Source organism: Mucilaginibacter kameinonensis (assembly GCF_003675385.1).
In the GTDB taxonomy this organism is placed as follows: Bacteria; Bacteroidota; Bacteroidia; order Sphingobacteriales; family Sphingobacteriaceae; genus Mucilaginibacter; species Mucilaginibacter kameinonensis.
Map to the genome: position 1 here is coordinate 512080 of NZ_RCWZ01000004.1, position 26220 is coordinate 538299.

Below are 26220 nucleotides of genomic sequence, written 5' to 3' on the forward strand. Positions count from 1 at the left end.
TTGGTGTTTAAAATCTGTTAATTAAAAAGGGTTATTAAAATATCCGCGCTTCTCGTTTTTGTCCACCTTTACCCTGGTACCAATCATTTTTCGGCTATTGTTTCCTGCTTATAGTGATCGTATTCCCCTCCACTTTGAACCTGACTTTTTCTGTTTTTTCCATGAGCTTCAATATTTTATCGATCCGCTCGTACCTGCTTAGTTTGGCGTATAAGGTTTCTCTCTTCAGGCTTTCATCCTCATAAATAATTTTGGTGTCATACCACCGCGAGAGCCGTTGCATGATGCTGCCCAGATCCTCATTATTAAATAGAAAGTAACCTTCTTTCCAGGCTATAGCGTCGCGGCTATCGACATCATTGACAACAATACCCTTAGCAGATAACATGGATTGCTGGTCGGGACTCAACAGGGTCCGGCTTAATTTTCCGGGCGCAGTGGCGGTATTAATCCTCGGGGAAACCGCAACGCGCCCCTCAAGCAATGTCGTTTTTGTGGTTGCGTCTTCACCATACGCGTCGATATTGAAATGCGTTCCGAGTACCTCAACCTCCTGCATTGAGGTTCGGACCTGAAAAGGATGGTTTTTGTCTTTGGAAACTTCAAAATACCCCTCGCCTTCCAGCTCAACGCTTCTTTTGAGATTCCCGGCAAAACTGGAAGGGAACCTCAGTGAACTTGCGGCATTCAACCAGACTTTGGTGCCATCGGAAAGCTCTACCTGATACATGCCCCCTTTGGGTGTCCGCACAGTTGTAAATAATGTTCCTGAATTTGTCTTTCCGTCTGCTACTGCGGAGTCGCCCAGGGCAGCCCCGTCGTTATAGGCTATGTCACCGGCTTTGATGACTACTCCGGTTTTCTTGCTGCTCAGGTTTATTTTTTTGCCGTTGGCCAGCTCTAAAACAGCAACGTTGCGCCCCGGGCGGATGACGGCGCTATAACCGGGTCGCTGGGGTTTATCCGTGCGGTGTATACTGAAATACAACCAACCCGCACCTGCGACCAATATAACAGCCGCCGCCGAGGCTATTTTTTGCCACAGCACGAACCGCTTCGCGACGGATGGTAAAATTCCGATATGGGCGCTGAGGTTATCCCAGACTTCCAGGTTATCCTCCTGTAGCTCCCGCTCTGTAGGAAAAACTTTACTTTGCTTAAGAAATTCATGGAAATAATATTCAACCAGCTGCTTTTCGTCCTGCGTAGCGGTGCCGTCGATGTATTTCTTTATTAAAACTTCTGCCTGAGATCTGTTCATAGCCCCGAGTTAACATAATTTAAATACATGTCCTTTAACTCGCGGTATTTTCCCGGTTTATTTTAAAATAATTGAAACTTGTTGTTAAATCATCATAATAAGAAAGAAAAAGCAAAAATTTCCGGGGCAATATTCGAAATTTCAGTAAAATAAAAGAAAAGAAAGCATTGAAAAGCCAAGTTTTGGCTTTAAACGGGATGAAGCTTCGCTGATAAGGTTCTGCACAGTTTTTTCCGAAATATTAAGTTCCTCCGCTATTTCCTTATAACTGAAAAACTCCAGTTTACTCATCACAAAAGCGCGGGCCATTTTTGGCGGTAAGGCAGAGATGAGCCTTTCCAGTGTCCTGGCCAGGTCTTTTTCTTCCAGATAGGTCTCCGTGTTGCTGACACCGTTTACCATCGTATTTAAAAATCTTTCCGCGTAACCCGATTTTATTTTTTCACTGGCTGTCTGCTTAAGAAATTTATAGCGCACGGCTGTATAAAGGTAGGCTGAAATCGAAGTCCTGAAATTAGTGGCTGACCGGTTATCCCATAAGGAGATGAAAAGATCCTGAACAATATCTTTGCTGCTATCCCTATCGGCAGTAAGTTTAAAAGCATACACATATAATAAACCGGCGTAACGCTCATAAATCTCAGTAAAGGCATGATGATTATTATCCTTCAGCAGGTCCGATAACTCCAGATCATTTAGTTTACTGTAATTTGCCATGAATCTTTTCTGCTGCCGGGACCCGGTTAAAATGTAGTCTATTTTATTTCTATGATTCCTCCCCTGCCTGACATTTCCGAAACTATCGGAAATGACCAGCTGTGTATGGTACTTTAATTAAATCCGTCCCTGTCCGGGCTGATGGCAGCGGATCACTTGCATAATTGATCAGATGGTTACAGATAAATCGGTCCGACATCATTATGCTGATTTAAACCCTAACCGTTGAAAACCTTTATAAAGTCAGAAAGATAAAAAAAAATGGCGTATTGTTAAAGCATTTGTTAACATCGGTGCAAAAAGTTCATATCATCCTTTGGATCAAACCCCTGATGTACTTCCCCTCAATGTCCGCCTTTATACCTACCCGCTAAGGGGAAAAGAAAAGGGAACACTGATTGAAGTGTTCCCTTAGAAAAACCAGATAAATCATCCGTCAACCCGGAGCAAAGATATCTTTCATCAGATCGCAAGGTCACTATTTATCGCTGATCCGGCTCATTATAAACACCAAACTCTGCAATAGAGGGCGGGGTCTCGTAGCTTTCGATGCTGATCCTTACTTTTTCTGCTTTTACTGCGGCGAAACGGTGTTGTTTAACCCGTTCCTCTTTTTCTCCATGGAACAAGATATTCCATTTATTACCTGTAAAATATTCAAGCTTATATTTTTTGATGTTGGCCTTTCGTTCGAAAATGACCACTTCATTGAAAGTTTGAGGAGACCGGAAATCGACTTCGTACCAAGGATTTTTAATTTCAGGATTAGACTGCCAGGACGACCCGAAATCGTCATCGTTGGCAAAATCCATGATGTTCATATCATCGCTCCAGCTCGAATTGGCTGGCTGATGCTTAGCTAAATTCGAAGCGATGACCGGCGCACCTGTCGGTCTGAAGTCCGCCTTTGAACCATCGCTGTGCCAAAGCCTGCCAATTTCTTTCAACGCTGCTACTGCGTTGTCATCGAACAGGCCATCGCGGTTCGGGGCGACATTTAAAATAAAATTGCAATTCGCTTTATTAAGTGGCAAAAGCGTTTCTTCAACCAGCTTCGCAGGTTCTTTAACCGGCACCGTCAGGAAATCAGTTTTCCAGAACCATGATGATTGCAGCGGAAGGCAGGCCAGCGAAGGCATCTGATTGATGTCTTTGGACATACGCTGACCGGCACCCATTTCATACGTCTTTATATCGGTGTAGTAAAGACCATCCTTAGGGTACTTGGCACCATTGAGGTCCATCAGCACACAATTCGGCTGCAATGACTTAACCAGCTTGTAAATCTGCTCAAACGGAACATCATCATAGGAGATCCTCGACCAGGGTGCATCCCAGCCGTCAATGATGATAGCCTCGATCTGCCCGTAATTGGTAAGCAGCTCTGTCAGTTGTTTTTTTACCATTTCAATATGGGCCGGCTTGATCTCGTTAGGGCGTAATTTATGGTGGGTATCCAAAATAGAATAATACAACATCACTTTCAGACCATTTGCCCGGAAAGCGTCGACGAACTGCCTTACCACATCCTTTTTATAAGGGCTGTGCATCACATTATAATCGGTCGTTTTGGTATCCCAGATACAAAAACCGCTATGATGTTTGGTGGTCAGGCATCCGTAGGTCATGTTTGCGGATTTTGCCGCTTTAGCCCATTGGTCAGCATCAAGTTTTGTCGGGTTGAAAGCTGACGGCGAAGCTTCAGGATCGGGCCAGTCCTGGTTAAAATAGGTCGGTATATTGAAATGGATAAACATACCGAATTTAAGGTCAACGAAAGATTGTTGCAGCTCGCCGAGTGTTTTTTTCGGTGCCTGGGCAAAAGCACCCACGACCAGCAGTTTTAGGATAAGCAGGAAACAGGTGTTTAAAAAGAATCTGATTTTCATTATGGATCTTATTTTGTGTACGAAAGGGCAAAGTAAAGGGCAGCAACAGCCGCTGCCCTTAAATGATTATTTCCAGAGTGGATTCTGCGTCAGTATGCCCTTTGAATCATCTATGGCAAATTGCGGTATAGGCCAAACATAAAACTTAGCATTATTAAAGAAACGTTGCTCGACAACGGTTTTAGGATATTTGTTGATGTGCCCGTTGGCCGTGCTGATATTCGTGATCCCTGCAGAGGCATCAACTGTATAGATTGCGCCCTGCAAAACCTGCTCGCCAATTTTCCATCTCAGCACGTCAAAATAACGCAGCCCTTCTCCTGCCAGTTCGATCCGCCGCTCGTGACGGATGAAATTGCGCATATTGGTTTGGTTCAACGCCAGACCGTTGATGCTGAATGTTTGCGCGATTGTTGGCATACCGGCCCTGGAACGGACCTGGTCAAGGGCTGCTATCACGTCGGCGGCAGGCCCCGCAACCTCATTCTGAGCTTCTGCATAGTTCAGGAGCACCTCCGCGTAGTGAAATGCCTTCCAGTTGTTGACACCGGAACGTACATAATCGTACCTGTCAACATTTTTGCACCATGAATAGCCCGACCTCGATCCCAGGTCACCGCCGATACGGTCGCCCTGGTTATTGAACGGATCGTATTGATTAATATCGGCAAAATAAGGATAAGGGTAAATGTCCCCGGGGCACAATACAGTCTGCCTCAGGCGGGGATCCCTGTTATTATACGGATCTGTAGCCACGAAAGCAGGATCTTTGGTGTAAGGATAATAGCCGTTTTTGCTTTCATAGTCGTTAACCAGTTCAGATGTTGGGTCGAGAATATTTCTTCCGTTCATCAATGCCTGCGATCCCAATATATCACGCAAGCCGTTTTGGTGAACGGAAAGTGTATAGCCAAATGACCAGATATCTTCGGAAGAATAATCCCCATCCTTTTGAAAAAAGTCGAAATAGGTAGGATAAAGCTTGTACAGGTTAAGGTCCATCACCGCTTTAGCAGCCGCAGCAGCGTTCTGATAATCGCCGGCGTACAAATAGATACGTGCTTTTAAAGCCATTGCCGCACCTTTGGTAGCCCTGCCGAGATCAGCACCCGTATAGCTGAGCGGCAGGTCGGCCGCGGCTTCGTCCAGCCAGTCCAATTCTGCCTTCATAATATCGGCTTTCGGTGTTTTGGGAAGATCCGCTTTTGTCGGATCCGTGATCAGGCTATTGACAAAAGGGATATCGCCGTAAAGCGTGGTCATGATGAAATACCGGTAGGCCAGCACGAATTTCACTTCTGCCGTCAGCCTCTTTTTAAGCGCCGGGTCCATACCCGGAACTTTGTCCACATTGGCGAAAAAACTGAAGGCCTGGCGCATCGGTTCATAGCTCCATTCCTTACTGCTGATCGTAGGGTCCTGTGTGCTGTTACCAAAGCGGCGGGTGGTCTGGTCGTTGCTGATGCCATTATCGCTCATCCCTTCGTAATAAACGAAGTTGTCCTGGGGCATATAAGTGTACATCCGGGTGGCGAACATCGTCGCGTCATCTGAAGTCTGCCAATAGGTTTCGTCGGTGATCTGGTTGAGCGGATGCTGATCAAGCAGGCCTTTTTTACATCCTGCCAGCCCCACTGCCATTGCGAAGGCAATGAAAACGGTTATTATCGTATATCTTTTATTTTTCATGATCTTATTTTCAAAATTCATAAACCCAATGATCAGAAGGTTACATTTAAACCAAGGCTGAGATTGCGGACCTGCGGATAGTTTGATCCGTCACCATAATTGGCGATCTCGGGGTCAAGGTTTTTCGGGAAATTCTTACTGGTGATCAGGAACAGATTATCCCCGGTTACAAAGATCCTCGCCGAACCGATTCCCAGTCTTTTGGTCAGCTTCTCCGCGAACGTATAGCCGACCTGCGCGTTTTTAAACCGCATATAGGCAGCTTTAAATAACCACCAGCTGTTGAACTGTCCATTATTGATAGACTGATCTGTACGGAGCACGGGGTAACGCGCATTGGGGTTTGAAGGTGACCAGTAATCCAGCTGCGACTGCAGGATATTGCCGTCCCCGTTAAAGAAGAAAGGCACCTGCGCGCCGCCCTGAACCCGAAGCAGGTTGCTGAATACCCCCTGCATAAGTACAGAAACGTCAAAGCCCTTATAGCTTGCCCCCAGGCTGATGCCATAACGGTAATGCGGGGTTGCCTGGCCAAGGATAACACGGTCATCAGGCGTAATTTTTCCGTCGCCGTTGACGTCTTTGTACTTGATGTCACCCGGGATATCACGCGGGTCCTGTGTGGCATGGTTGGCGATATCATCTTTTGACTGGAACAGCCCTTCAGCCTGCAGGCCGTACCAGATCCAGCGGGACTGCCCGACCAGTAAAGGATTGTCACCCAACTGCTCGGGGGTACCACCGAGGCTCAGGATTTTGTTTCTTGTGTCTGAAAAATTGACCGCAACACGGTAATTCAGCTGACCGATATTATTCTTATAGGCAATATTAAGCTCGAATCCCTGGTTACGCAGGCTGCCCACATTCTGTTGAGGTCCATCTATACCGTAAGATGAAGCAACCTTAGGAACAAGAAGAATACCGGTAGTCTTATCCCTGAACAGGTCAATATTGAAATCCAGGTGCTTGAGCAGCGTCAGGTCCAGACCAAGGTTAACGGTAGTTTTCACCTCCCAGGTAAGGTTTGGATTTGGGGAATTATTATAATAAGTGGTAGTTGAAGCAGCTTTATTGAGCACGTATTTATCCTGCGCAATGGTATTCGCGTACGGATACAGGCCCCCGGCGTTCTGGTTGCCTACCTGGCCCAATGAACCCCTTACTTTCAGAAAATCAACCGTATTCGCCAATGGTTTGAAGAAATCCTCCTCAGAAGCTATCCAACCAGCAGATACGGACGGAAAAAAACCGTATTTCTTATTTTGAAATACCGACGTACCGTCGTAGCGGGCATTGGCTTCAATAAGGTATTTCCCGCTGAAATCGTAATTCACGCGTCCGAACCAGGATCGGATCGCATAAGAGGTTGCGTTGCCGGACACATTGGTCAGGGTGGGATCCGATGAACCGGCATCGATCTGGTCAAGGGAGTTGTTCAGGAAACCGTAACGGGTGATACTGTTGTAGTCATAACGGTCCTGCTCCTGCGAGTAACCCGCCAAAGCTTTAAGGTTATGTTTGCCGAAAGCCTTGTTGTAATTCAAGGTGATCAATGTTGTAGGGTGGGACCTGGAATAATTGGCCTTATAGGCGCTGTTCGGGTTATTATTATAAGATACGATCTGTTCGTCATCATTATACAAAGGATACTTATTATTAAAGCCCGACAGGAAACTGCTCGTGTAATTATAGCCATAAGTGCCGTTCAGTAACAGGTCATCGGTGATCCTGAACTCCGCCAGGAAATTGGTATTGATCGTATTCAGGGTTTCGTTCTGAACCCCGGCTTTCGTCATGATGTCATTGGGCTGGTCGCCTCCGCGGTAAGAACGGTCATGTCCGTCTTTGGTGTAAGGATATTCCGTTACCGGTACGATGTATGACCATTGCAGCGCACTTCCGATACCATAGGAAGGTTGCTGCTTATCTTCTTTCGTTAAAACAGTATTGATACCCAATTTCCATCGTTTTGATACCTGTACGTTCACATTGGCCCTGGTACTGTAACGCTTATAATCCACATTTTTGATCAAACCGCCCTGGTTGAGATAGCCACCCGACACAAAGTAGTCCGCTGTTCCGGACCCTCCTGCAACGCTCAGGTTCTGCTGGTTTTGCAAAGCCTGATTATGCAGAATGTAGGGCAGCCAGTTGGTGCTCGGCAGCTCTCCTGACTTGTATTTCTGCACCAGCTCGGGCGTGAATTTCACCTGCGCCCCGGGGTTATCATTTAGCTGCGCCTGGTTGTACAGGTCTACAAACTGCGGAGCATCGACAAACTTTGGCAACCTTGCCGGGCGCTGATAACCGAATATCGAGCTGTATTGTACAACGGGCTTGCTGTTGAGCTTACCTTTTTTGGTTGTTACCAGTAAAACGCCGCCTGATGCCCTCGCGCCATAAATAGCAGTGGCAGACGCGTCTTTCAGGATACTAACCGATTCGATGTCGTTCGGGTTCAGGTAATCAATGCCGTTGACGGCCATACCGTCAACGATGTACAGCACCGGATTATTTGACAGGGTGCTGTTTCCGCGGATATCAATAGAAGTTGATCCGTAACCCGGATTTCCATCAGTTTGCTGGATGTTCAGGCCTGCCGCTTCACCCTGCAAAATGTTCAGGACGGAAGGAACGGGACGGTTCACTATTTCTTTGCTTGAAACCGTTTCAACCGAGCTCGTAACATTGGCTTTTTGCTGGGTTCCGTAACCTACGACCACAACTTCACTCAGGCTTGCGGATAAGGTGGCCAATGTTACGGTAAGTTCCCGGTGATCGCCGTCAACCGTCAGGGACCGTTCAAAACGGACCGAACCTACCATCGTTACGACAACATAGTAATTACCCTCCGGCACCCCTTCAAACGTAAAATCACCGTTGGCATCGGAAATGGCACCTTTTTCGTAATTTTTACCCTTGATACTGATTGTAGCGCCGGGTAGCGGCTGACCTTTGTCATCAACCACTTTGATATGAAAATTAATGACGCTGAAGATCGAACGGACCTGATCGAACAGCGACGCCCTCTTCCGTTGTACAACAATTGTTTTGTCCGAAATAGTATAGCTAAGTGACAGACCTTCAAACACTTTATCAAGCGCAACATTGAGCGGTGCATTTTCGACCTGTACTGATAGCTTAATGTCAGCAATATCATCCCCATCCTCCCAGAAGAACCGGTAGCCAGTTTCCTTTTGTATTTGTTGAAAGACCTCTGTTATCGGTTTGTTCCTGGCATCAAGCGTTACTTTTTGTGCAAAGCTTTTGGCAGATACTTGTAAGCAGGCGATGGTGATCATTATCATAATGAGTTTCATTACCATCAAAAATTTAAGTACGGTACGTCGTAAATAAAAGACTGGTACCGCACGAATGTTTAAATTCATACTTTTGTACGTTTGGGTTTAATGTGATACATAAAAATCTCTGTCGAATCCTGGCAACTGCCAGTTTAGTAGGGAAGCCCAGACATAGCCGGGGATGGGTTCCAATCACGCCCCGGCTTCTTTTTTTCCCCTCGAATAGTGTGGCATATTATTTTCTCATAGGCTATTACTTATAGGTTTATATTTTATAGGTTGGTTATGGTATCAAGGTAAGCCGGCTGCGGTGATCCGGCCCGGCCGGCTTTTCGACTTTAAAATTCACTTTGCTGATCCTGAGCACATCCAAAACCTGGAGTAAAGTGTAGGACCGTTCTATCGACCCGGAGAATGTCCTGTTTTTGATATCGCCCTGGTAAACGACATCAATATTGTACCAGCGCGACAGCTGCCGCATCAGCGGACGGATCCCGGTGTGGTTAAACACAAAGAGGCCGTCTTTCCAGCCAGCCGCTCCCTCGGCATCCACATTGATAATTTTCAATTTACCGTCCCCGCCTTCAGCCTGCTGTCCGGGAGCGATAGTTACCTGCGCCTGATACCGTTGATTGGATATTCGGACAGATCCTTCCAGGAGCGTTGTGCGCTGTACCTGTTCGTCCGCGTATGCATTGATATTAAAATGGGTGCCGAGTACTTCCACGCGTTCATTGGTGGTGCTGACATCGAAAGGCTTTGCTTTATTTTTTGCGACCTCGAAATAGGCTTCGCCGGTTAGTGCGACCGGCCGTTTATGATCTGAAAAGCGGGATGGAAAAGTCAGTGAGGACATCGCGTTCAGCCAGACTTTGGTGCCGTCCGCGAGTACAACCCGGAATTGCCCGCCAGAGGGCGTGGTCAGTGTATTCATTTCCGAAGCAGCCTGGCCGGTCCCTTTCCCTTCATGGTAACTGATCTCCCCGTTGGCATCCTTAGTAATTTCCAGCCCCTTCTTTAAATATATCCGGCCATTTTTAGCAAGGTTAAGATCAATTCTTTGTCCGCTGGAAAGTGTCAGGACCGCCACATCTTTACCCGGCATCACATCCAGCTTGGAGGACTGTGCTACGTTAAATACGGGCGTCACCCTGAACACAAAAAAGACAGCAGTCATCACCGAAACAACAATAACAGAAACCAGGGCGTTTCGCAATGCCTTCCTGCGGGTCTCCCCTCCATCAGTCCTCTCCCCTGCCGATCTACGTATATTACGAAACATGCCCTCCCTTGCAGCCGCAAGCTGCTCTTTGGTGTACCCGGCTGTAAGTTCAGGATCGCTTTCAAAGGAAGCGTACCAGCGGTCTAACTCACCAATTTCTTCTGGGGAGGCAGTTCCGTTGTTAAATTTCTCGAGCAGGTCTATAATTCTGCGCTGGGCGTCGTTCATTAAGGTGTTTTAACCTAAGTCACTTAACTGCCACGCAGGTGCTAATAAAAAAACATTTTTTTAAAAAAAAATTACAAACGGCTTGCCAGAACGGCAAAAAGACAGACGGCCAGCAGGTCTAACTGGTTCTCACGCAGCTCGCTCCTGAGGTAAGTGAACGCCCGTGTGAGATGTTTTTTAACGGTGCTTACCGAAATCCCCATCCGGTCCGAAATTTCCTGCTGGGACAGGTGTTCAAAACGGCTTAACAGGAAAACTTCCCGGCATTTATCAGGTAATTTAGCGGCGGCCAACCTGACTTTTTCCCGGATTTCTTTCAGGATCATTTCTTCATCCGGCCTCAACGGTGAAATTTGTTTTTGCCGTATGATTTCGTTCAGGTGCGCAAGGTGTACCTGCTGTGACCTGTAGATATTGAACACTTTATACTTGAGGGCCGTTTTAAGCCATGCTTCCAGACTGGTATCAATAACCAGTTCCTGCCGTTTCAGGAAGAGACTGACCATCACTTCCTGGACAACCTCTTCCGCAGCCTCTTTCGACTTCAGGCGCTGATAGGCCGTATCCAATAATTTACGCCAGTAACGATGATAAATTTCTTCAAATGCTGCAAAGTCATCACGTTCGCTTAGCAGCGAAAGCAGCCTTTGGTCGGTAAAGATGGGCAATTGATATTTCCGCATTTGAATTCTGTGCCAACAAATCTAAATCATAATATCCAATTTGAAGGATTTGTTAAATTAAAGTTACAAACCGGATTTTCGTCTGTTGTTTTTTTCATGGCCAACTGGCGGTTAAGGATCTCCGGTAGCTGACCAGTCCGTGCCTAACAGGTATTCCCGGGCTCCCCAAGCGTGAGGCGGACAGGAGCGGCCGGGTCGTTCCCCGGGCGCAGACCGTAAAACAGGAAAAAGCACCCGCTTCAGGAGGTGCTTTTGTTAACTAACTAATAACTGATTTTCAAGAACGATTGAAGACTTGGTGATATCCTGTGTAATAACTAATTGTCAAAAGCCTTTAAACCGCTGCTCAGATAAGCCTGGTAGATACCGGGATCATATTCAGCGCCCCGCGGCTCGGCCAGGGGCGCCTGGGTATCTGGGTTGAGCAGCACATAAAAAGGCTGTGAATTGGAAACGAACCTGCTGGTCTGTAAATAGCTCCATTTATCACCGATAGTTTTGAGTTTCCCTCCTTCGGGGGTAGTTAATTGCTCCGCAGCAGCCAGTTCAGTCTTGTCATCTACATATAGCTGAATAAGCACATACTCCTGCGCCAGTATCTGGTAAACCAGTTTATCCGGCCACACGTTTGCTTCCATTTTGCGGCAGTTTACACAGGCATGCCCGGTAAAGTCGATCATCACCGGTTTATGTACCTTCCTGGCATAGGCCAGCCCCTCGTCATAATCAAAAAACGGATCAAAACCCCGGGGCTTATCGAACAGACCGGCATATTTACGTGGCCCGCCGGTATCCTGCGGCTGCCCCCCGATATTTCCGCCCGGGGCAACTGCCGAAAGATCGAAATCCTGCGTGGCCATCGGGGGCAATAACGCGCTTATCGACTTCAGCGGCGCACCCCATAAGCCGGGCACCATGTACAAGGTAAAGGAAAGCACGGTAATGGCCAGGAACAGACGAGGCACAGAGATCAGTGCCGGCGCACTGTCATGGCTGAACCGGATCTTTCCAAGTAAATAAAAGCCCATCATGGCAAAGGTCACTATCCACAGTACCAGGAAAACTTCCCTGTCAAACAAATGCCAGTGATAGGCAAGGTCGACGTTCGATAAAAACTTGAGCGAAAGCGCGAGCTCCAGGAAGCCCAGTACGACCTTAACGCTGTTTAACCAGCTTCCTGATTTTGGCAGTTTAGTCAGCAAGGCCGGGAACATGGCAAAGACCACGAACGGAATTGCCAGTGCGAAGGAATAACCCAGCATACCTACGGCGGGTCCCAGTAAGGCCCCCGTTGTAGCGGCCTGTACCAGCAGCGTCCCGACAATAGGCCCGGTACAGGAGAACGATACCAGCGCAAGTGTCGCGGCCATGAAGAACAAGCCCGCCATTCCGGATTGATCTGATTTCGCATCCGCGGCATTTACCCAGCGGGACGGCAGCGTGATCTCAAAAGCTCCTAAGAACGATGCCGCGAAAATAACCAGCACAATAAAAAAAGCCATGTTGAATATACCGTTCGTCGCGAGGTTATTGAGGGAGGTTGCCCCGAAGCTGACCGTGATCAGCAGCCCGAGCACTACATAAATAACAATAATGCTTATCCCGTAAACCAGCGCCCTGATCACGCCGCCGCTCTTTTTCTCCGGGCCCTTGGTAAAAAAGCTGATGGTCAGGGGTACCATCGGAAATATGCAGGGCATAAAAAAGGCAGCGCACCCACCGATAAAACCCGACAGGAATATTGCCCATAGCGTCTGATGCTTTTGAGGCGTACCTGCAGCTCCCGGAGCATTACCCGTCTTTTGTTTCCCAGGCGTTTTACTCCCGCCGCCATATCGTGATGTCCCGGTGGCTTTTGCGGCAGGAGTTTTAGTTTCAATAGGGGTAAATTCAATGCCCTTTGCGGATACGGTGTCATGCGCTTTAGCCACAAAGCAAAGTGCAAATGTAAAAACAGTAAAAAGGGTCAATCTTATTTTAAACAACATGTAATCAGACGATATGGTTATTTAACAGGAATACTGAATTCGACTTCATCCGGCGGCAAGCACTTCTGATCGTTGCAGGTCATGTATTCCAGCTTGCCCGTCACTGTTGCCTGACCTGAGCTGAGTTTTATTTTCTGCTGGAATATCACAGCGCTTTCAAAAAAGCTGACATCCATCCCAAACGCTTTCTCCATACGGGTGATCGGTTTAGGTTCAATAGTCCTGCCTGTCAGCATGTAAGCTTTAGACGGCGCGAAAGTAATGGTAGTTTTTACCGGGCCGCCATCTTTTACGAACTGCGAATACACATGCCATCCGGCGTCAATCGTGGCTTTTAAATACACTACCGCTTCCCGGGCATTGATCTTTTTGGCGGCATAGCTCCAGTGTACAGGTTGCAGGATCTGTGCCCGGGTTTGAAAAGAGGCCATTAAAACGACCAGCACAATAAGTAATTTTTTCATATGATGTCTTTGGTTTATTTTATTTAAGCACAGGCCTGTTAAGCCTGCTGATCGGACGATAGGCTTCAAAACTGGTACCGGCAGAGATATAGCCTTCTTTCACCGGTTCGTCCTTAAAGAGGTCTGTACTCAGGTACTTCTTGTTACTGTCTGAAAGGATCGTTACGACCACGGCATCAGGCCCTAAAGTTTCTTTGAGTTTTATAGCGCCGATGATATTCGCCCCTGAAGAAATACCTACGGCCAGCCCCAGCTCCCCGGCGAGCTTCTGCGCCATGATAATGGCATCGCCGTCACAGGACTGCACTACCCAGTCCAGTTCATCAAGTTTCACGATCGCGGGTATAAATTCATCGCTGATGCCCTGGATCCTGTGGCTCCCGACCTTATGCCCCGTAGTCAACGTGGGCGATTCGGCCGGTTCCAGCGGATGGATTTTCATTCCGGGGTTCATGGCCTTCAGGTATTTCCCTGTGCCCATCACCGTGCCTCCTGTCCCCACCCCGGCAACGAAAGCGTCAGGTACAAGCCCGGAATTCTGCAATTGCTGCCATATTTCCGGACCGGTTGTCAATTCATGCGCTTCGGCATTGTATTCGTTTTCAAACTGGCGGGGTAAAAAAAACCTGTCGCTGGCTTCACTCATGGCTTCCGCCAGCCTGATGCTGCCCAGGAACCCTCCCTGGGCCTTACTTACAAGATGAATTTTGGCCCCCATGCTGGTCATGATGTCTTTTCGCTCTTTGCTCAGCCAGTCGGGCATGATAATGATCACCTCGTGGCCAAGCGCCTTACCGATTGCCGAAAAAGCAATCCCGGTATTCCCGGAAGTAGCCTCCACGATCGTGTCGCCGGCCTTTATCCTTCCGAGCCTGTAGGCCTGCATCAGGATATACAGCGCCATCCGGTCTTTCAGGCTGCCGGTAAGGTTATAATGCTCGCATTTTACAAACACTTTACCGGGCTTTCCATGATACAGGTACTGCAGCTCAAGCATGGGGGTATTGCCTACCATGTGCCATAAACTTTCAAACTTTTGTTCAAGTTCGGGGCTCAGGCCATGGCATTCAGACGTGTTCATTGTTTTCAATCATTTACAGCATAAAGTTCAGAATAGCCGATAATAATAACAACGAACCTCTATAAAACCGGAAATTATCCGGAATTTTGGCTTTTTTTTATATATTTTTCTTATCAAGACCATTTTCCGGCCCGGATATTATATATTTTTACAGCTGAAAATCCCCCGTCCGATGAGCATGACTGATTTAGATAATCTGGACCTTGAAATTCTGAGGCTTCTGCAGAAAGACGCCTTGCTGACCAACAAGGAGATCTCTTTTAAAACCCGCAAATCCATCGCGACCATTCATGAAAGGATAAGGCGGTTAAAGGAACAGGGTTATATCGAGCGGTCTGTGGCCATCCTCAACCGCAAAAAGATCAACAAGGGACTGATCGCCTTCAGCCAGGTGCTCCTTAATGACCATACGATAAGTACGCTGGCCAAATTCGAGGAGGACGTCATTAAATTTCCGGAGGTAATGGAGTGTTTTCAGATGACGGGCACCTTTGATTTTATCCTCCGGATAGCGACCAGCGATATGGATGCCTATCACCAGTTTTACAGGCATAAGCTGGCTACCCTGCCTAATATTACCTCCATCCAAAGCTTTTTTGTTTTATCTGAAACCAAAAGCGATACCGCGTATCCGATTTAAACCGGCACCGCTCAAATCAACGGGGACCTGACCGGAAAGCATTTCAGCCCCCCTGCATTACCAGAGAAAAAAGGCGATAACGAACCCTGGATCTTTATTATCCGGCCCGGCGGGCCCCTTCAAGTTCATTGCTCAATTGAGCGAGGTAAAGGTCCTGCAGGCTGTCGAAAGGCCTCTGGTAGGCAAACCCACTATTTTCCAGCGCCCTCCTGGCCGCATGGTTGCTGCGGTTAACCGCAGCGGCGAGCTGCCCGATGCCCCGGCGTTCCAATGCGTTTAAGACCATCGGCAGGATCGAGCTCATCAGCTTCTGGCCGGCAGCTTCCTTCCTCAGGTAAAATTCTATAAAATAAGGATAATGTTCCAGGGTATAATATTCCCTGGACGTGGCCGGAGGGATAATATCAATGATCCCGGTCAGCCGGTGATTGTTTTTTTCAGTAATCAAGTGGACATAGTTCCTGCCGCAATAAAAATTGAGGATGGCTGTTTTCAGCCAGTCCGCCGCGTCAGCGACCGACCTGAGGTGCTTTTCAGGCAGGAAATACAGGGTCTGCCGGTCAGAAAGCAACTGGTGGATCTCCCGGACCAGCAGATCGTGCCGGCCCAGTTCTTCGGGACGAAATGTATGGACTTGCCAATGTTCGAAGTCCAGGCAGATGGGTTCCATCATCATGCGGGCAAAATATTAATCTTATGCCCGCCGCGCAAGATTATTTTTAAACATGCCGCTTGCGCCGGGAACCCTTTTCAACCCGGGAAGCCGCTCATTAAATCTTTAGATTTTCGCCAAAAAAATTAAGTTTGCGACAAAATACCCCCTTCTATGAAAACTCAGATCGCCGTTTTAGATGATTATCAACAAGCTGCATTCAGATTCGCCGACTGGTCCGCCATCCGTGAAAACGCAGACCTGACCGTATTCAGTGACCATATCAGTGACCCGGATGAACTGGTTAACAGGCTGGCGCGATTCGAGGTCCTCTGTGTCATGCGGGAAAGAACGCCCCTGCCGGAACACCTGTTAAAACGGCTGCCCAGGCTCAGACTGATCATTTCGACGGGGATGCGCAATGCGTCCATCGACACCAGAGCAGCTGCTGAACTGGGTATCAGGATCAGCTACACCGGTTACGTAGAAAGCGGCGCACCGGAGCTGACCTGGGCATTGCTGATGGCTTTGTTAAGGCGTATACCCGAAGAATCCAGAAACTTCCGGGAAGGCGGATGGCAGACGACGATCGGCACAGACCTGAAAGGTAAAACGCTGGGCATTGTTGGTTTAGGCAGGATCGGCGCGAAAATGGCCAGGTTTGCCAAAGCTTTTGAAATGAAAGTGATCGCCTGGAGCGAAAACCTTACCGAGGAAAAAGCGCACCGCGCAGGTGCCGAGCTGGTCTCCAAAGAAAGGTTATTCAAAGAAGCGGATATCGTGACTTTGCACCTTGTACTGAGTGACCGGTCGAGGCATACCGTTGGCGAAAAAGAACTGAAGCTGATGAAACCATCGGCTTTCCTGGTCAATACCAGCCGCGGGCCACTGGTAGATGAAACGGCCCTTTTGGCCATCTTGCAATCCGGCGCAATTGCAGGGGCTGCTCTGGATGTATTTGATATTGAACCCTTACCAAATGACCACCCCTTTCGTAGTTTACCTAACGTACTGGCGACTTCCCATATCGGCTATGTAACCGAAGACACTTATAAGGTATTTTACCAGGATACGGTAAAAGAGTTACAGGAATGGCTGAAACCCCATAGGTAACACGGACCGGTACCTACTGAATAAACCTGCCCCTATGTATTACATATATCCATCTCCGTTCCTGCATAACGCTCCGAGCGGATTTACCATAGCAGGCTTCTCTTCATAAGCCTCAGTTCGTGAAGGGAAGCTGCTCAAACTATTTTACCATTTTTCTTTTTACCCTGAAAACCTTAAGTATAGTATCCATTTTTGAAGCAGGTTTAATAGCGTTGTACTGCAAAGCTTCCAACGCGGCATTAGAAATCTGCCAACCCAGAGGCAGTACAGGCCAGAAAGGTTTTTCCTTAAATTTGTACGCTGCCGGCTGAAAACTAAAATAAAAATATCCGTTTCCTGGCTTTGGAAGCCTTCGGTTAATCAGTTCAGCCCTGTCGCTGTTTGCGCTTCCTACGTTGAGGGCTCCCAGGGGAGGACCCAGCGGTTCGTAAAAACTTCTGTCGTAAGCCGGGGATTCTACGTTGGCAATGCTGTTGGGAAGTGAAAGAATATTGATATTTATGTTTCTAAGCGCCTGATGGGTAGCTGCTAACCTCTCCCGTACCCGCTCAAACACTTTAATCACCTGCAAAGACGTTTCACCACCGGAGTTTTCGATGGTGCCGGCATCAGTAAAGTGCCTCCGGTTGTTCCACTTGCCGGTAGGGCTTACATAGGGGAACCTGGCACTCAGGAAACCTGCGGTGCTGAGGCGCAGGTCCCCCCTGCCGGGTATTTCCTGCTCCAGAAAAACAACAGAGGGGAAATCAGCGGTATCCAACGCGACGGGCGCTACGATTCCTTTATTACCGGATATGATGTCATAGGTATTTGAAAATAAAAGCGGCACCTCCGTTTGCCCACCCTTCCACAGGGACCTGAACGGTAACTTCAGGTTAACCGCCGTATCCTGGTTTCGGGTATTCTGCTCCCAATCCATTTCCATCAACCTGCCCCTGTCCGGGATTCCCGACAATCCCAAACCGCCATAAACCATATCCCTGCCCAGCAGGGCGATCACATCGGAGGTCAGATTATCTGTACTGTACAAAGGCCATGACCTGGCTGGATAAAAGAGCGTATCGATCGCAGCATTCTTAAGGTGAGCGTACCGCGAAGCCGTCAGCAACATTAAACCAACAGTGCCGCCGGATGAACCGGAGTACGAAAAGGCGTAATGCTGGAATCCGTATTTATTGGTCATGGCCGTATCCGCACGCATTTCCTGATCCAACCTGCCAAGAACCATAGTTGTCCATATCGTCGCCCTGATCCCCCCGCCGTGCGCATTTACAAAAAACACCGGATAATTCTCATTGTATTTTTTATGATAACTATCAATTTCCGCCTCCCTTGAGATCAGCCAGTTTTCTGTGTATTTGTCCAAAGTAACCATTTGCTTATTACAGGCCGTATCCATATGGTTTGCGTTCCTGCAGTGGGTGGTGTCTGTTAAGACCGCGACACCGTGAAAATTGGTGACGCTCGTTGTTGCTCCGACAAAAGCGATCATCAGCAATAACGTGATCCAGGTCACACCCGTTTTCCTGCCAACGAATATCAGGTAGGTAAAAAACAACAGATAGCCGGCGATCCCAAAAAACACGAATGGCATGGTATAGAACCTGGAACTGTAGATGAAGTTGGCCAGAAAGCCCGGGAAGTTGCAGGCGATAAAAAAAACCAGGCAGGCGAAACCAGTCAGGGTTATGACCGGAGCAACCGGCAAATTTTTGAAAGTATAACTGCAGGTGCGTAAGGTTGTGATGATTAAAAAAAGTACTGAAAAAATAATGAGATCAAGCGCAAGATGAACGATCGCATAAGGCTGGATATTATTTTTATCCATGCCCCATATCAGGACAGGAACGAGCAATACGATCAACGTAATGAAAAACTTCGTCCTATTGATGCGTCCTCCTGAATTCTTATAAAACCGGTCGATCCAGTGGTGCTCCAGCACAATTCTGTAGATCACCAGGATAATGACCAGGATTGCCAGGGGCGGGACACCCGAAAACCAATAATCGATATGATAATTGTCCATTACTTTCAGAATACCGATCGCCGGTATCAGAAATCCTGCCGCACCCAATAAACGGGCGAAATCCACCTGTGGCCTTGGTTTTTTTAAGGCAAGAGGGTTCGCTGCGAAGTCCACCGATTTCAGGAAAAACTGCGCATAATTCATCGGGCCGGTATATTCAAGGATCTTGGGTAAATACCAGCTCAATAAAGCGATAACCGAAGTCGAAAATAAAAATAAAACGACGCCGAATTTATCCGCGTTCAACGAGAGCAGCAGGTCCTGCCCCTGGTCGCTGATATAGAGTACGGCAAAAACGATCAGCAAGGTCAGGACAATCACCCGCCACCTCCAGCCGAGCAGTACCCCTTTTTTCAAAAAATCGGTACTCATTCCAAGCCAGAGCAATGCGAGGCCAAGCCTGACCGATTGCCAGGCAACAACAATCACCACTACTAAGATCAACAACCATTTAATCCGTGCAGGGTAACCGATAGTGCCCGCGTCCGGTAATACCGGATGATGTGGATCCGCATACAGCCGGAGCATCTTTACTGTTCCGAAATCCTCTGCATAATCCAGCAGGCCTGCCAGAACCGTAAAAACCGCAAGCATTATAAATACCCACGCCCACTTTTTATTATAACCTGCAGTCCGGACAAGCCTGGAAAGCATCAGCAATAAGATACCCATATAAAATATGATAAAGCCGTAATCCGCGCTATTTTGCGCTATTACCGTATCCAGGCCCGATATTTTTTGTATCCGGGGGGTATCGGCGTTTTCATAAATCACCAGATTTTTGTACGTGGTACTCCAATCCTTCAATATCCTGTCCCTCTTTAAATTATCAAGATTGGTTTCCCAGGACAAAATCGCCTTGGGTGCATTGGCGGTAATGACCAGATAATTATCTTTTTGCGTCAGCATTGCAGTAGTCAGTAAACCTGCGGCAAATACTAAAAAAAGAGGCCGGAAATTAAATTTGACCCAGTTCAGGAATTTAAGGAATACAGTTTTCATGGCTAAGGTTTCGTTATAATAACGCGATTGCATATATAAATTTCATTCAACACATTCATAGCCAGCAACCAAAGGCACATCTTTCGGTAACTGACTCAGGGGCGGCGGTCTCCTGTTTTCAACTGGGTTGACAGCTATCCTGAAACGCAGCCGGAATGAATTCCCGACTGCTGACAGGTGTCAAACCTCATTCAGAATGATATCTTTACCCTACAGGTATTCAAAATTGAAACTGCATTGACAAACGCCAGAAATGCTGTTCCTTCAAGCCGTTCAGCGGGTCAGAACCGATGTTATAGCTGCCGCCAATGGAAACGGCGGAATCATCAGTACTTACAACGTACAAATTGATCCCTGCTTTAAACAGCTTACTGAAACGTTCCCCGTTATCCGTGCTGTTAACAACGGCATATCTCGCCGAATAGCTTGAAATGAATTCCAGGATCTTTCTCGGTCTGATGACTCTAATCACGGTTTTCCTTACTTTTCTGCCATGTTCCCTGACGGTAATCTCTTTCATTTCCTTACGCTTATTCCATGCAAAAGATGCTGCAATATCCAGCAGAGGCCGGATAAGAGCGCCCCTCGTATGGGTGTCCGATCCCAGGTATTGCTGATATTGTACTTCGACGGAAGGGTCCAGTTGATAAGTATACCTCGCACTATCGAGATAAGCCGGCCTTCCTAAATTAATAATCCCATCTCCATCACGATAGAATGCGAGGTTAAATGTCGCAGTAGCCGAATGTGTAGTATCGATGACGTCTCTGATATACTTCGCATTTGCCGTCATCAGCGGCGTCAGCAAGGTATCCCGCTTAAACTTAAAAACCTTCAGGTTATACCCTATCTGCCAATTATATTGCTTACTGTCTATCGACGTATTCCGGTGAAATTCCCCCACCAGTTTGGAGGTTAGCAGCCCATCACTCAGTTTACCTAAAACTACGGCAGCACCTGCGTCGACCAGCCAGTCGCTCTTACCGTTTCCCGGGAATGAAACAATAACAGATGCAGGGCTTAACTTTCCATCTTCATCCTGAAAGGTCTGCCGCATGGTAAACTTTGAAAAAAAAGGATGGCCAGGAATCGTATCAGCCTTGCTCTTAACCGTATCCCGCCCGGCGGCCAGGCAAAAAAAACCAGAAAGCAACAGATAGACGCTCATGATCATTGCCCTGGTCATGGTACCTGTAATTTATCTTCAACGATTTCAACAACTTCTCCCGCAGTTTTATCCGGATCAAGGTCCCCGTCATCAATACGCTCATCAGCTCCCTGTTCTTTGACATACTGATTTAATTTGCTTTCAAGGGAGCGGCACATGGGGTCATTATAGTTTAATTCCCCAAGCGTCGTACCATCCTCCAGACCTTCGGCACTTCCGGGCAATTTTGAAACTTTAATAATGATCGTTTTTACATCTTTCTCGGTCTGTTCCATGGTTTAAGTTTTTACTTGTTAATTACTGTCAGTGCTGCTAACGATCAAACGAAAAACGATTGCAGCTCTTCCCTGATGCCGGGAAGAAAATCCGGCATGGCAGAACTCAAATCTGTTCGATGCAACTATCGAAGCCTGTAAAGGCTATCGCCAAACTAAGTCTCAGGAAAAAAAAGACAACGCACCAAGTTAATATTCCATTTAAGATTACTAACTGATAATGAGATAAATATAAATATTAAAGTTTGGATAAAAAGAAAATATCTCAAATTAATACCTGGTTAATATTCTAATATTCTCAATCAATCAAACAAGAACTATAGAAAAATATTTTCTTAAATTCTAAATTTTATAACATGAAGTAATTTTCCTAATCAACAACAAACAATGATATCGCGATCAAATTTCCATTCCCTTAGCCCGATATCATTACTAAAAATTGGCTGAATCAACAGGCCTCCTCCTGTAATCAGATCTGCCCGGCATAAATGGAGCGATTCTCCGTGCTGAGCAACGCTCACTGCAAGCTGCACCAGCCGCGTTTTTCGCCACCGTTAAAATAGTCAGGCTCCGACTCGGAGCAACTCGGAGCATTTCGGACAGTTGCTTTGGGAGTTTTGTACTGTCGCCGCAGCAATGGGGCTGCGGTCAAAACTACCGCTTATGTTTCATCAAATCTCATGGGCCGCCTATGGCGCCGGCGTATTACTGACGGCGGCCATCTATTATGCCGTCATCGGGCTGATTTTTTACAAAACCGGATTCCGTAACCTTTTCGACAGGCTCCGGGGCAGAACCCGCTCCAATATCAACCTATCTGCCGGGGACCTTCCTTTACCTGATCACAGTATCGTCGGCCCGACCCGGACTGAGGACGTGGATTATGTGCCCCAGAACGAACTGGTTTTCGGGCCTGCAGAGAGCGCAGACGAAGCCTCGTCATCACCATCACCTTCCGGCACTGCCACAACGGATATTGACCCTCCTGAGGATTATTCCGGGATGATCGCTGAAGTAAAAACATTGGTCAGGGTTGTCAACGAATCCGGGGAACCCAAAGAAAACTTCGAGCTGCTTTTCCGGCTGATCGTCGGAAAATACCCCGAACTGGCCGGCTCGGCGGCGGAACAGCAGGTTAACGACTACATGCTGAACGAAGGCGCAGCAGAACTCCCCTTTCCCCTGAACGAACAGGAACTTAAAACACTATGGTTGAACGAAGATAAACTACAAACCACATGAAAACGAACACCTTAAAATCCATTTCATCGCCACTGATAAAACTGTTCAGGGCAGCAATGGCTCTCATCGGCCTGATCATTCTTTCCATCCGGGAAGCTTCCGCGCAGGACGGTAACGCGGGAATCAACGAGGCAACCACACAGGTGAAAAGCTATTTCGATACGGGCACCAACCTGATGTACGCGATCGGGGCGATCGTAGGCCTTGTGGGGGCGATCAAGGTCTTTAAAAAATGGAATGACGGCGAGCATGACACCGGGAAAGTCGCCTCCAGCTGGTTCGGGAGCTGCATTTTCCTCGTGGTTGTAGCTACGGTGCTGAAATCATTTTTCGGCGTCTGATCGCAGGTATGATATAAAACTGAATTAAAACACTCATCGATTCATTATGGCAATCTATCAGATCAACAAAGGCATTAACCGGCCTATCGAATTCAAAGGGCTGAAAGCCCAGTATATCGGCTATCTCGGCGGGGGCCTGGTTTGCCTGCTGGTACTCTTCGCCGTGCTTTATATAGCCGGTATGCCGGTTTTACTTTGTGTACTCATCATCGTTGCTCTGGGCGGCGCATTGTTTATGCAGGTTTACCGCCTGAGCCACCGTTACGGGGAGTTCGGGCTGATGAAGCGTGCCGCCAGGCGTTACCTGCCCGGGTACCTGAAATTCCGTTCCAGAAAATTATTTTATCATTTATCCCGTTAATCATGGCCATATTCAGCAGCGCAGAACAGGTTTTCCCGATCTTCAAAGTCGAACACGGTTGTATGGTTTCCATGTATGGAGACCTGACCATAGCTTACCAGCTTTTCCTGCCCGAGATCTTCACGCTTTCGGAAGACGATTATGAAACCTACCACCAGGCCTGGATCCGGGCGGTCAGGCTCCTGCCCCGGCACTGTATCCTGCACAAGCAGGACATCTTTGTCCGGAAAACCTATAACGGCGAGCAGGGTCTTCCTGCAAATTTCCTGACGGAAGCAGCGAACAGGCATTTCAGCGGCCGTCCTTTTCGCGGTCATACCTGCTACCTCATGCTGACCCAAAAGGCAGCAGACCGCAAACAGGCCAGTACGGCTTTTTCGGGGATCATGCGCAAGAACATCTCCCCGAAACAGGTCACCGACGAACGGATGCTCCCGGAGTTCCTGGAAAAGGCGGGCCAGTTCGAACGGATCGTGTCCGACAGCGGTTTCTTAAGGCTTGAACGGCTGAACGATGAGCAGATCACCGGCAGCCGCTTAACGGCCGGCCTGCTGGAACAATATTGCTTCCTGACGGGGCCGGACGAAAAACCGGTATTGAAAGATGTGCACCTGAAGGACCGGTTACAGATCGGCGACCAGCACGCCCTTTTGTTTACCCTTGCGGATGCGGAAGACCTGCCGGCCCTGTGCGGCAGCAGGATCAATTATGATCAATACGGTACCGACAAAACAAAATTCCCGGTCGGTTTCGCTACGCAGCTCAACCTGCTGCTGGACTGCAACCACATCTACAACCAGTACCTGTTTACCGGGGATCCCGCGAAAACGCTGAAACAGCTGGAGGCCAGGAAGCTCCGGCTACAGTCCTTGTCCGCTTACAGCAGGGAGAACACCATCGGCCGTGATGCTACGGATGCTTTTCTGAACGAAGCCATCGGCCAGCAGCGCTTACTGGTCAGGGCCCATTTTAATGTACTGGCCTGGACGGACAACAAAGCGGAACTGCAGGACATCAAAAACAGGGTGGGATCTTCCATGGCGCAGATCGGGGCGAGCAGCAGGCTGGAATCCGACGGCGCCGCGCAGATCTGGTGGGCGGGGATACCGGGTAACGCCGCCGATTTCCCGATGAACGATACCTTCGACACTTTCCTTGAGCAGGGCACCTGTTTCCTCAACCTGGAAAGCAATTACCGCAGCGACCCTCCCGGTGAGGGTATCCGTTTCTGCGACCGGCTGAGCAGCAAACCGGTCTTTATCGATCTCTTCGACGCGCCACGGAAAGCCGGGATCACTTCCAACATGGGCATGCTGGTCTGCGGCACCTCCGGTGGCGGAAAAAGTATGACGGTCAACCATATCCTCCGCACGCTTTACGATCAGGGCGCTCATTGCGTGACCGTGGATATCGGCGGCAGTTACAAAGGGCTTTGCAGCCTGGTCGGCGGTTATTATTTCACTTATGAAGAAGACAACCCGATCCGATTCAACCCTTTCTATCTGCCGGAAGGCCAGTTGCTTGATACCGAAAAAAAAGAAACCCTGAAAGCCCTGCTGGTCACCTTGTGGAAACAGGAAAATGAAAGTTTTATACGCAGCGAATATGTCGCCCTATCCAATGCCCTGCAGGGCTATTACCAATACCTGCAGCAGCACCCTGATATTTTCGCCTGCTTTGATAGTTTTTATGATTACCTGGAAAGCGGCTACCGGAAAGCGTTGCGGGAGCAGAAAGTAAAAGACAAGGATTTCGATATCGACAATTTCCTGTACGTACTGCGCCCCTATTACCGGGGCGGCGAATTCGACTACCTGCTGAACGCTGCGGAAAACCTCGACCTGCTGGAGCAGCGCTTCGTGGTGATCGAACTGGATTCGATCAAGGACCATCCCATTCTCTTCCCGGTAGCGACCTTACTAACCATGGAAATGTTCCTCTCCAAAATGCGCAAGTTGAAAGGTGTCCGGAAAGTACTGACCATAGACGAAGCCTGGAAAGCCATTGCCAACTCCGGCATGGCAGGCTTCATCCAGTATGCTTTCAAAACCATGCGGAAGTTCAACGGCATCCCCAATGTGGTCACCCAGGAACTGGACGACCTGATCAGCTCCCCCATTGTCAAAGATGCAATCATCAATAACGCGCATATCAAGATCCTGATGGACATGCGCGGTTTCATGAACAAGTTTGACAAGCTCCAGGACGTACTGGGGATGCCGGATAAAGGAAAAACGCAGGTATTATCGGTCAATAAAGACAACCGGGAGATCTATATCGACCTCGGCGGGCAGGTCATGAAAGTTTTCAAAAACGAACTGTCCCCCGAGGAATACTGGGCGTACACGACCGAGGGCCGGGAGCGGGTGCTGGTGGAGGAATACGCCGAAAAATACGGCAGTGTCGAAAAAGGAATCGAAGCCTTGCTCAGGGACCTGAAAACCAATTCACATAACCCAGTAAAACAACAGACATGAACTATTTAAAATCAGCAGTCCTTGGCTGTATGGCCCTGGCCGTGACCGCCTGTCAATCCACCAGTGACCATACAGTTACTGGCGTTTACGCTACCCGCTACGAAAATGAATACGCTATGGGTAATGACACGATCATTGTCACCGCTTACAACCGATCAGCCCGTACCTACGAAATCGAAAAGCGGACCGGGTACCAGAAGATCCGTCACGGCAAAATCCTGCCAAAGGAATATGCGCACAAAAAGTGGATGGCGCAATATGATCCTGAAAAACAAGTGCTCCAGGAAACCGTATTCGGCAGGCAGCTATTTCTGAACCCTGGCAAAAAAGAACTGACGATGGGCGAAACTCATTACCGGCGCGTGGAGTGATCAAGGGCCAGTCATCATTAAAAAAGGA

Annotated in this window: 21 protein-coding genes; 7 read left to right on the forward strand and 14 right to left on the reverse strand. The window is 48.1% G+C overall.

Annotated elements, in window-relative coordinates:
• Nucleotides 1–94 precede the first annotated feature (94 nt).
• The 10 genes from EAH55_RS20300 to EAH55_RS20345 all read right to left on the reverse strand — a co-directional run bounded on the left by EAH55_RS20300 (nucleotide 95) and on the right by EAH55_RS20345 (nucleotide 14524).
• Nucleotides 95–1261, reverse strand: coding sequence for a FecR family protein (locus tag EAH55_RS20300; protein WP_121811271.1), 1167 nt, complete (start codon nucleotides 1259–1261; stop codon nucleotides 95–97).
• 141 nt (nucleotides 1262–1402) lie between these two features.
• Nucleotides 1403–1978, reverse strand: coding sequence for an RNA polymerase sigma factor (locus EAH55_RS20305; RefSeq protein ID WP_121811272.1), 576 nt, complete (start codon nucleotides 1976–1978; stop codon nucleotides 1403–1405).
• Between the two features lie 482 nt (nucleotides 1979–2460).
• Complete coding sequence (locus EAH55_RS20310) at nucleotides 2461–3867, reverse strand: alpha-L-fucosidase (protein WP_121811273.1); 1407 nt, start codon at nucleotides 3865–3867, stop codon at nucleotides 2461–2463.
• Nucleotides 3868–3933: 66 nt separating this feature from the next.
• Nucleotides 3934–5556 carry a RagB/SusD family nutrient uptake outer membrane protein gene (locus EAH55_RS20315; protein ID WP_162996977.1) on the reverse strand — a complete coding sequence of 541 codons (1623 nt, stop codon included), beginning with the start codon at nucleotides 5554–5556 and terminating at the stop codon, nucleotides 3934–3936.
• A gap of 32 nt (nucleotides 5557–5588) precedes the next feature.
• Nucleotides 5589–8945: a TonB-dependent receptor gene (locus EAH55_RS20320; protein WP_121811275.1), complete on the reverse strand. Its 3357-nt coding sequence runs from the start codon at nucleotides 8943–8945 to the stop codon at nucleotides 5589–5591.
• Between the two features lie 196 nt (nucleotides 8946–9141).
• Nucleotides 9142–10308 carry a FecR family protein gene (locus EAH55_RS20325; RefSeq protein ID WP_121811276.1) on the reverse strand — a complete coding sequence of 389 codons (1167 nt, stop codon included), beginning with the start codon at nucleotides 10306–10308 and terminating at the stop codon, nucleotides 9142–9144.
• Nucleotides 10309–10379: 71 nt separating this feature from the next.
• Nucleotides 10380–10991 carry an RNA polymerase sigma-70 factor gene (locus EAH55_RS20330; RefSeq protein WP_121811277.1) on the reverse strand — a complete coding sequence of 204 codons (612 nt, stop codon included), beginning with the start codon at nucleotides 10989–10991 and terminating at the stop codon, nucleotides 10380–10382.
• Between the two features lie 317 nt (nucleotides 10992–11308).
• Nucleotides 11309–12979 carry a protein-disulfide reductase DsbD family protein gene (locus EAH55_RS20335; protein ID WP_121811278.1) on the reverse strand — a complete coding sequence of 557 codons (1671 nt, stop codon included), beginning with the start codon at nucleotides 12977–12979 and terminating at the stop codon, nucleotides 11309–11311.
• Nucleotides 12980–12996: 17 nt separating this feature from the next.
• Nucleotides 12997–13443 (reverse strand): protein-disulfide reductase DsbD domain-containing protein, encoded by a 447-nt coding sequence (locus EAH55_RS20340; RefSeq protein WP_121811279.1) that lies wholly within the window; start codon nucleotides 13441–13443, stop codon nucleotides 12997–12999.
• 19 nt (nucleotides 13444–13462) lie between these two features.
• A complete protein-coding gene (locus EAH55_RS20345) occupies nucleotides 13463–14524 on the reverse strand; it encodes a PLP-dependent cysteine synthase family protein (protein WP_208644897.1) in 1062 nt (353 codons plus the stop codon).
• A 178-nt stretch (nucleotides 14525–14702) separates the two neighbouring features.
• Between EAH55_RS20345 and EAH55_RS20350 the strand changes: the two genes are divergently transcribed.
• Complete coding sequence (locus EAH55_RS20350) at nucleotides 14703–15164, forward strand: Lrp/AsnC family transcriptional regulator (protein ID WP_121811281.1); 462 nt, start codon at nucleotides 14703–14705, stop codon at nucleotides 15162–15164.
• Nucleotides 15165–15261: 97 nt separating this feature from the next.
• On the opposite strand, the gene EAH55_RS20355 is transcribed toward EAH55_RS20350, so the two are convergent.
• Entirely contained in the window at nucleotides 15262–15840 is a 579-nt protein-coding gene (locus tag EAH55_RS20355; protein WP_121811282.1) for a GNAT family N-acetyltransferase, read from the reverse strand.
• Between the two features lie 150 nt (nucleotides 15841–15990).
• On the opposite strand from EAH55_RS20355, the gene EAH55_RS20360 reads away from it, so the two are divergent.
• On the forward strand, nucleotides 15991–16929 hold the full coding sequence (locus EAH55_RS20360) for a D-2-hydroxyacid dehydrogenase family protein (RefSeq protein ID WP_121811283.1): 939 nt from the start codon (nucleotides 15991–15993) through the stop codon (nucleotides 16927–16929).
• A gap of 139 nt (nucleotides 16930–17068) precedes the next feature.
• On the opposite strand, the gene EAH55_RS20365 is transcribed toward EAH55_RS20360, so the two are convergent.
• The 3 genes from EAH55_RS20365 to EAH55_RS20375 all read right to left on the reverse strand — a co-directional run bounded on the left by EAH55_RS20365 (nucleotide 17069) and on the right by EAH55_RS20375 (nucleotide 21400).
• Entirely contained in the window at nucleotides 17069–19957 is a 2889-nt protein-coding gene (locus EAH55_RS20365; RefSeq protein WP_162996978.1) for a hypothetical protein, read from the reverse strand.
• Nucleotides 19958–20177: 220 nt separating this feature from the next.
• Nucleotides 20178–21143: a hypothetical protein gene (locus tag EAH55_RS20370; protein WP_121811285.1), complete on the reverse strand. Its 966-nt coding sequence runs from the start codon at nucleotides 21141–21143 to the stop codon at nucleotides 20178–20180.
• Nucleotides 21140–21400, reverse strand: coding sequence for a hypothetical protein (locus EAH55_RS20375; RefSeq protein WP_121811286.1), 261 nt, complete (start codon nucleotides 21398–21400; stop codon nucleotides 21140–21142). The genes EAH55_RS20370 and EAH55_RS20375 overlap by 4 nt, the downstream gene beginning before the upstream one ends.
• Before the next feature lie 663 nt (nucleotides 21401–22063).
• Here EAH55_RS20375 and EAH55_RS20380 point away from each other — a divergent pair.
• From EAH55_RS20380 to EAH55_RS20400, 5 genes are read left to right on the forward strand one after another with little or no spacing between them, the layout of a single operon-like run.
• Nucleotides 22064–22642: a hypothetical protein gene (locus tag EAH55_RS20380; RefSeq protein WP_162996979.1), complete on the forward strand. Its 579-nt coding sequence runs from the start codon at nucleotides 22064–22066 to the stop codon at nucleotides 22640–22642.
• Nucleotides 22643–22698: 56 nt separating this feature from the next.
• A complete protein-coding gene (locus tag EAH55_RS20385; RefSeq protein WP_121811735.1) occupies nucleotides 22699–22983 on the forward strand; it encodes a DUF4134 domain-containing protein in 285 nt (94 codons plus the stop codon).
• Nucleotides 22984–23029: 46 nt separating this feature from the next.
• Nucleotides 23030–23344, forward strand: a complete 315-nt coding sequence (locus EAH55_RS20390; protein WP_121811288.1) for a DUF4133 domain-containing protein — start codon at nucleotides 23030–23032, stop codon at nucleotides 23342–23344.
• 2 nt (nucleotides 23345–23346) lie between these two features.
• Nucleotides 23347–25821, forward strand: coding sequence for a TraG family conjugative transposon ATPase (locus EAH55_RS20395; RefSeq protein WP_121811289.1), 2475 nt, complete (start codon nucleotides 23347–23349; stop codon nucleotides 25819–25821).
• Complete coding sequence (locus EAH55_RS20400) at nucleotides 25818–26192, forward strand: hypothetical protein (protein ID WP_162996980.1); 375 nt, start codon at nucleotides 25818–25820, stop codon at nucleotides 26190–26192. The genes EAH55_RS20395 and EAH55_RS20400 overlap by 4 nt, the downstream gene beginning before the upstream one ends.
• Nucleotides 26193–26220: the final 28 nt, after the last annotated feature.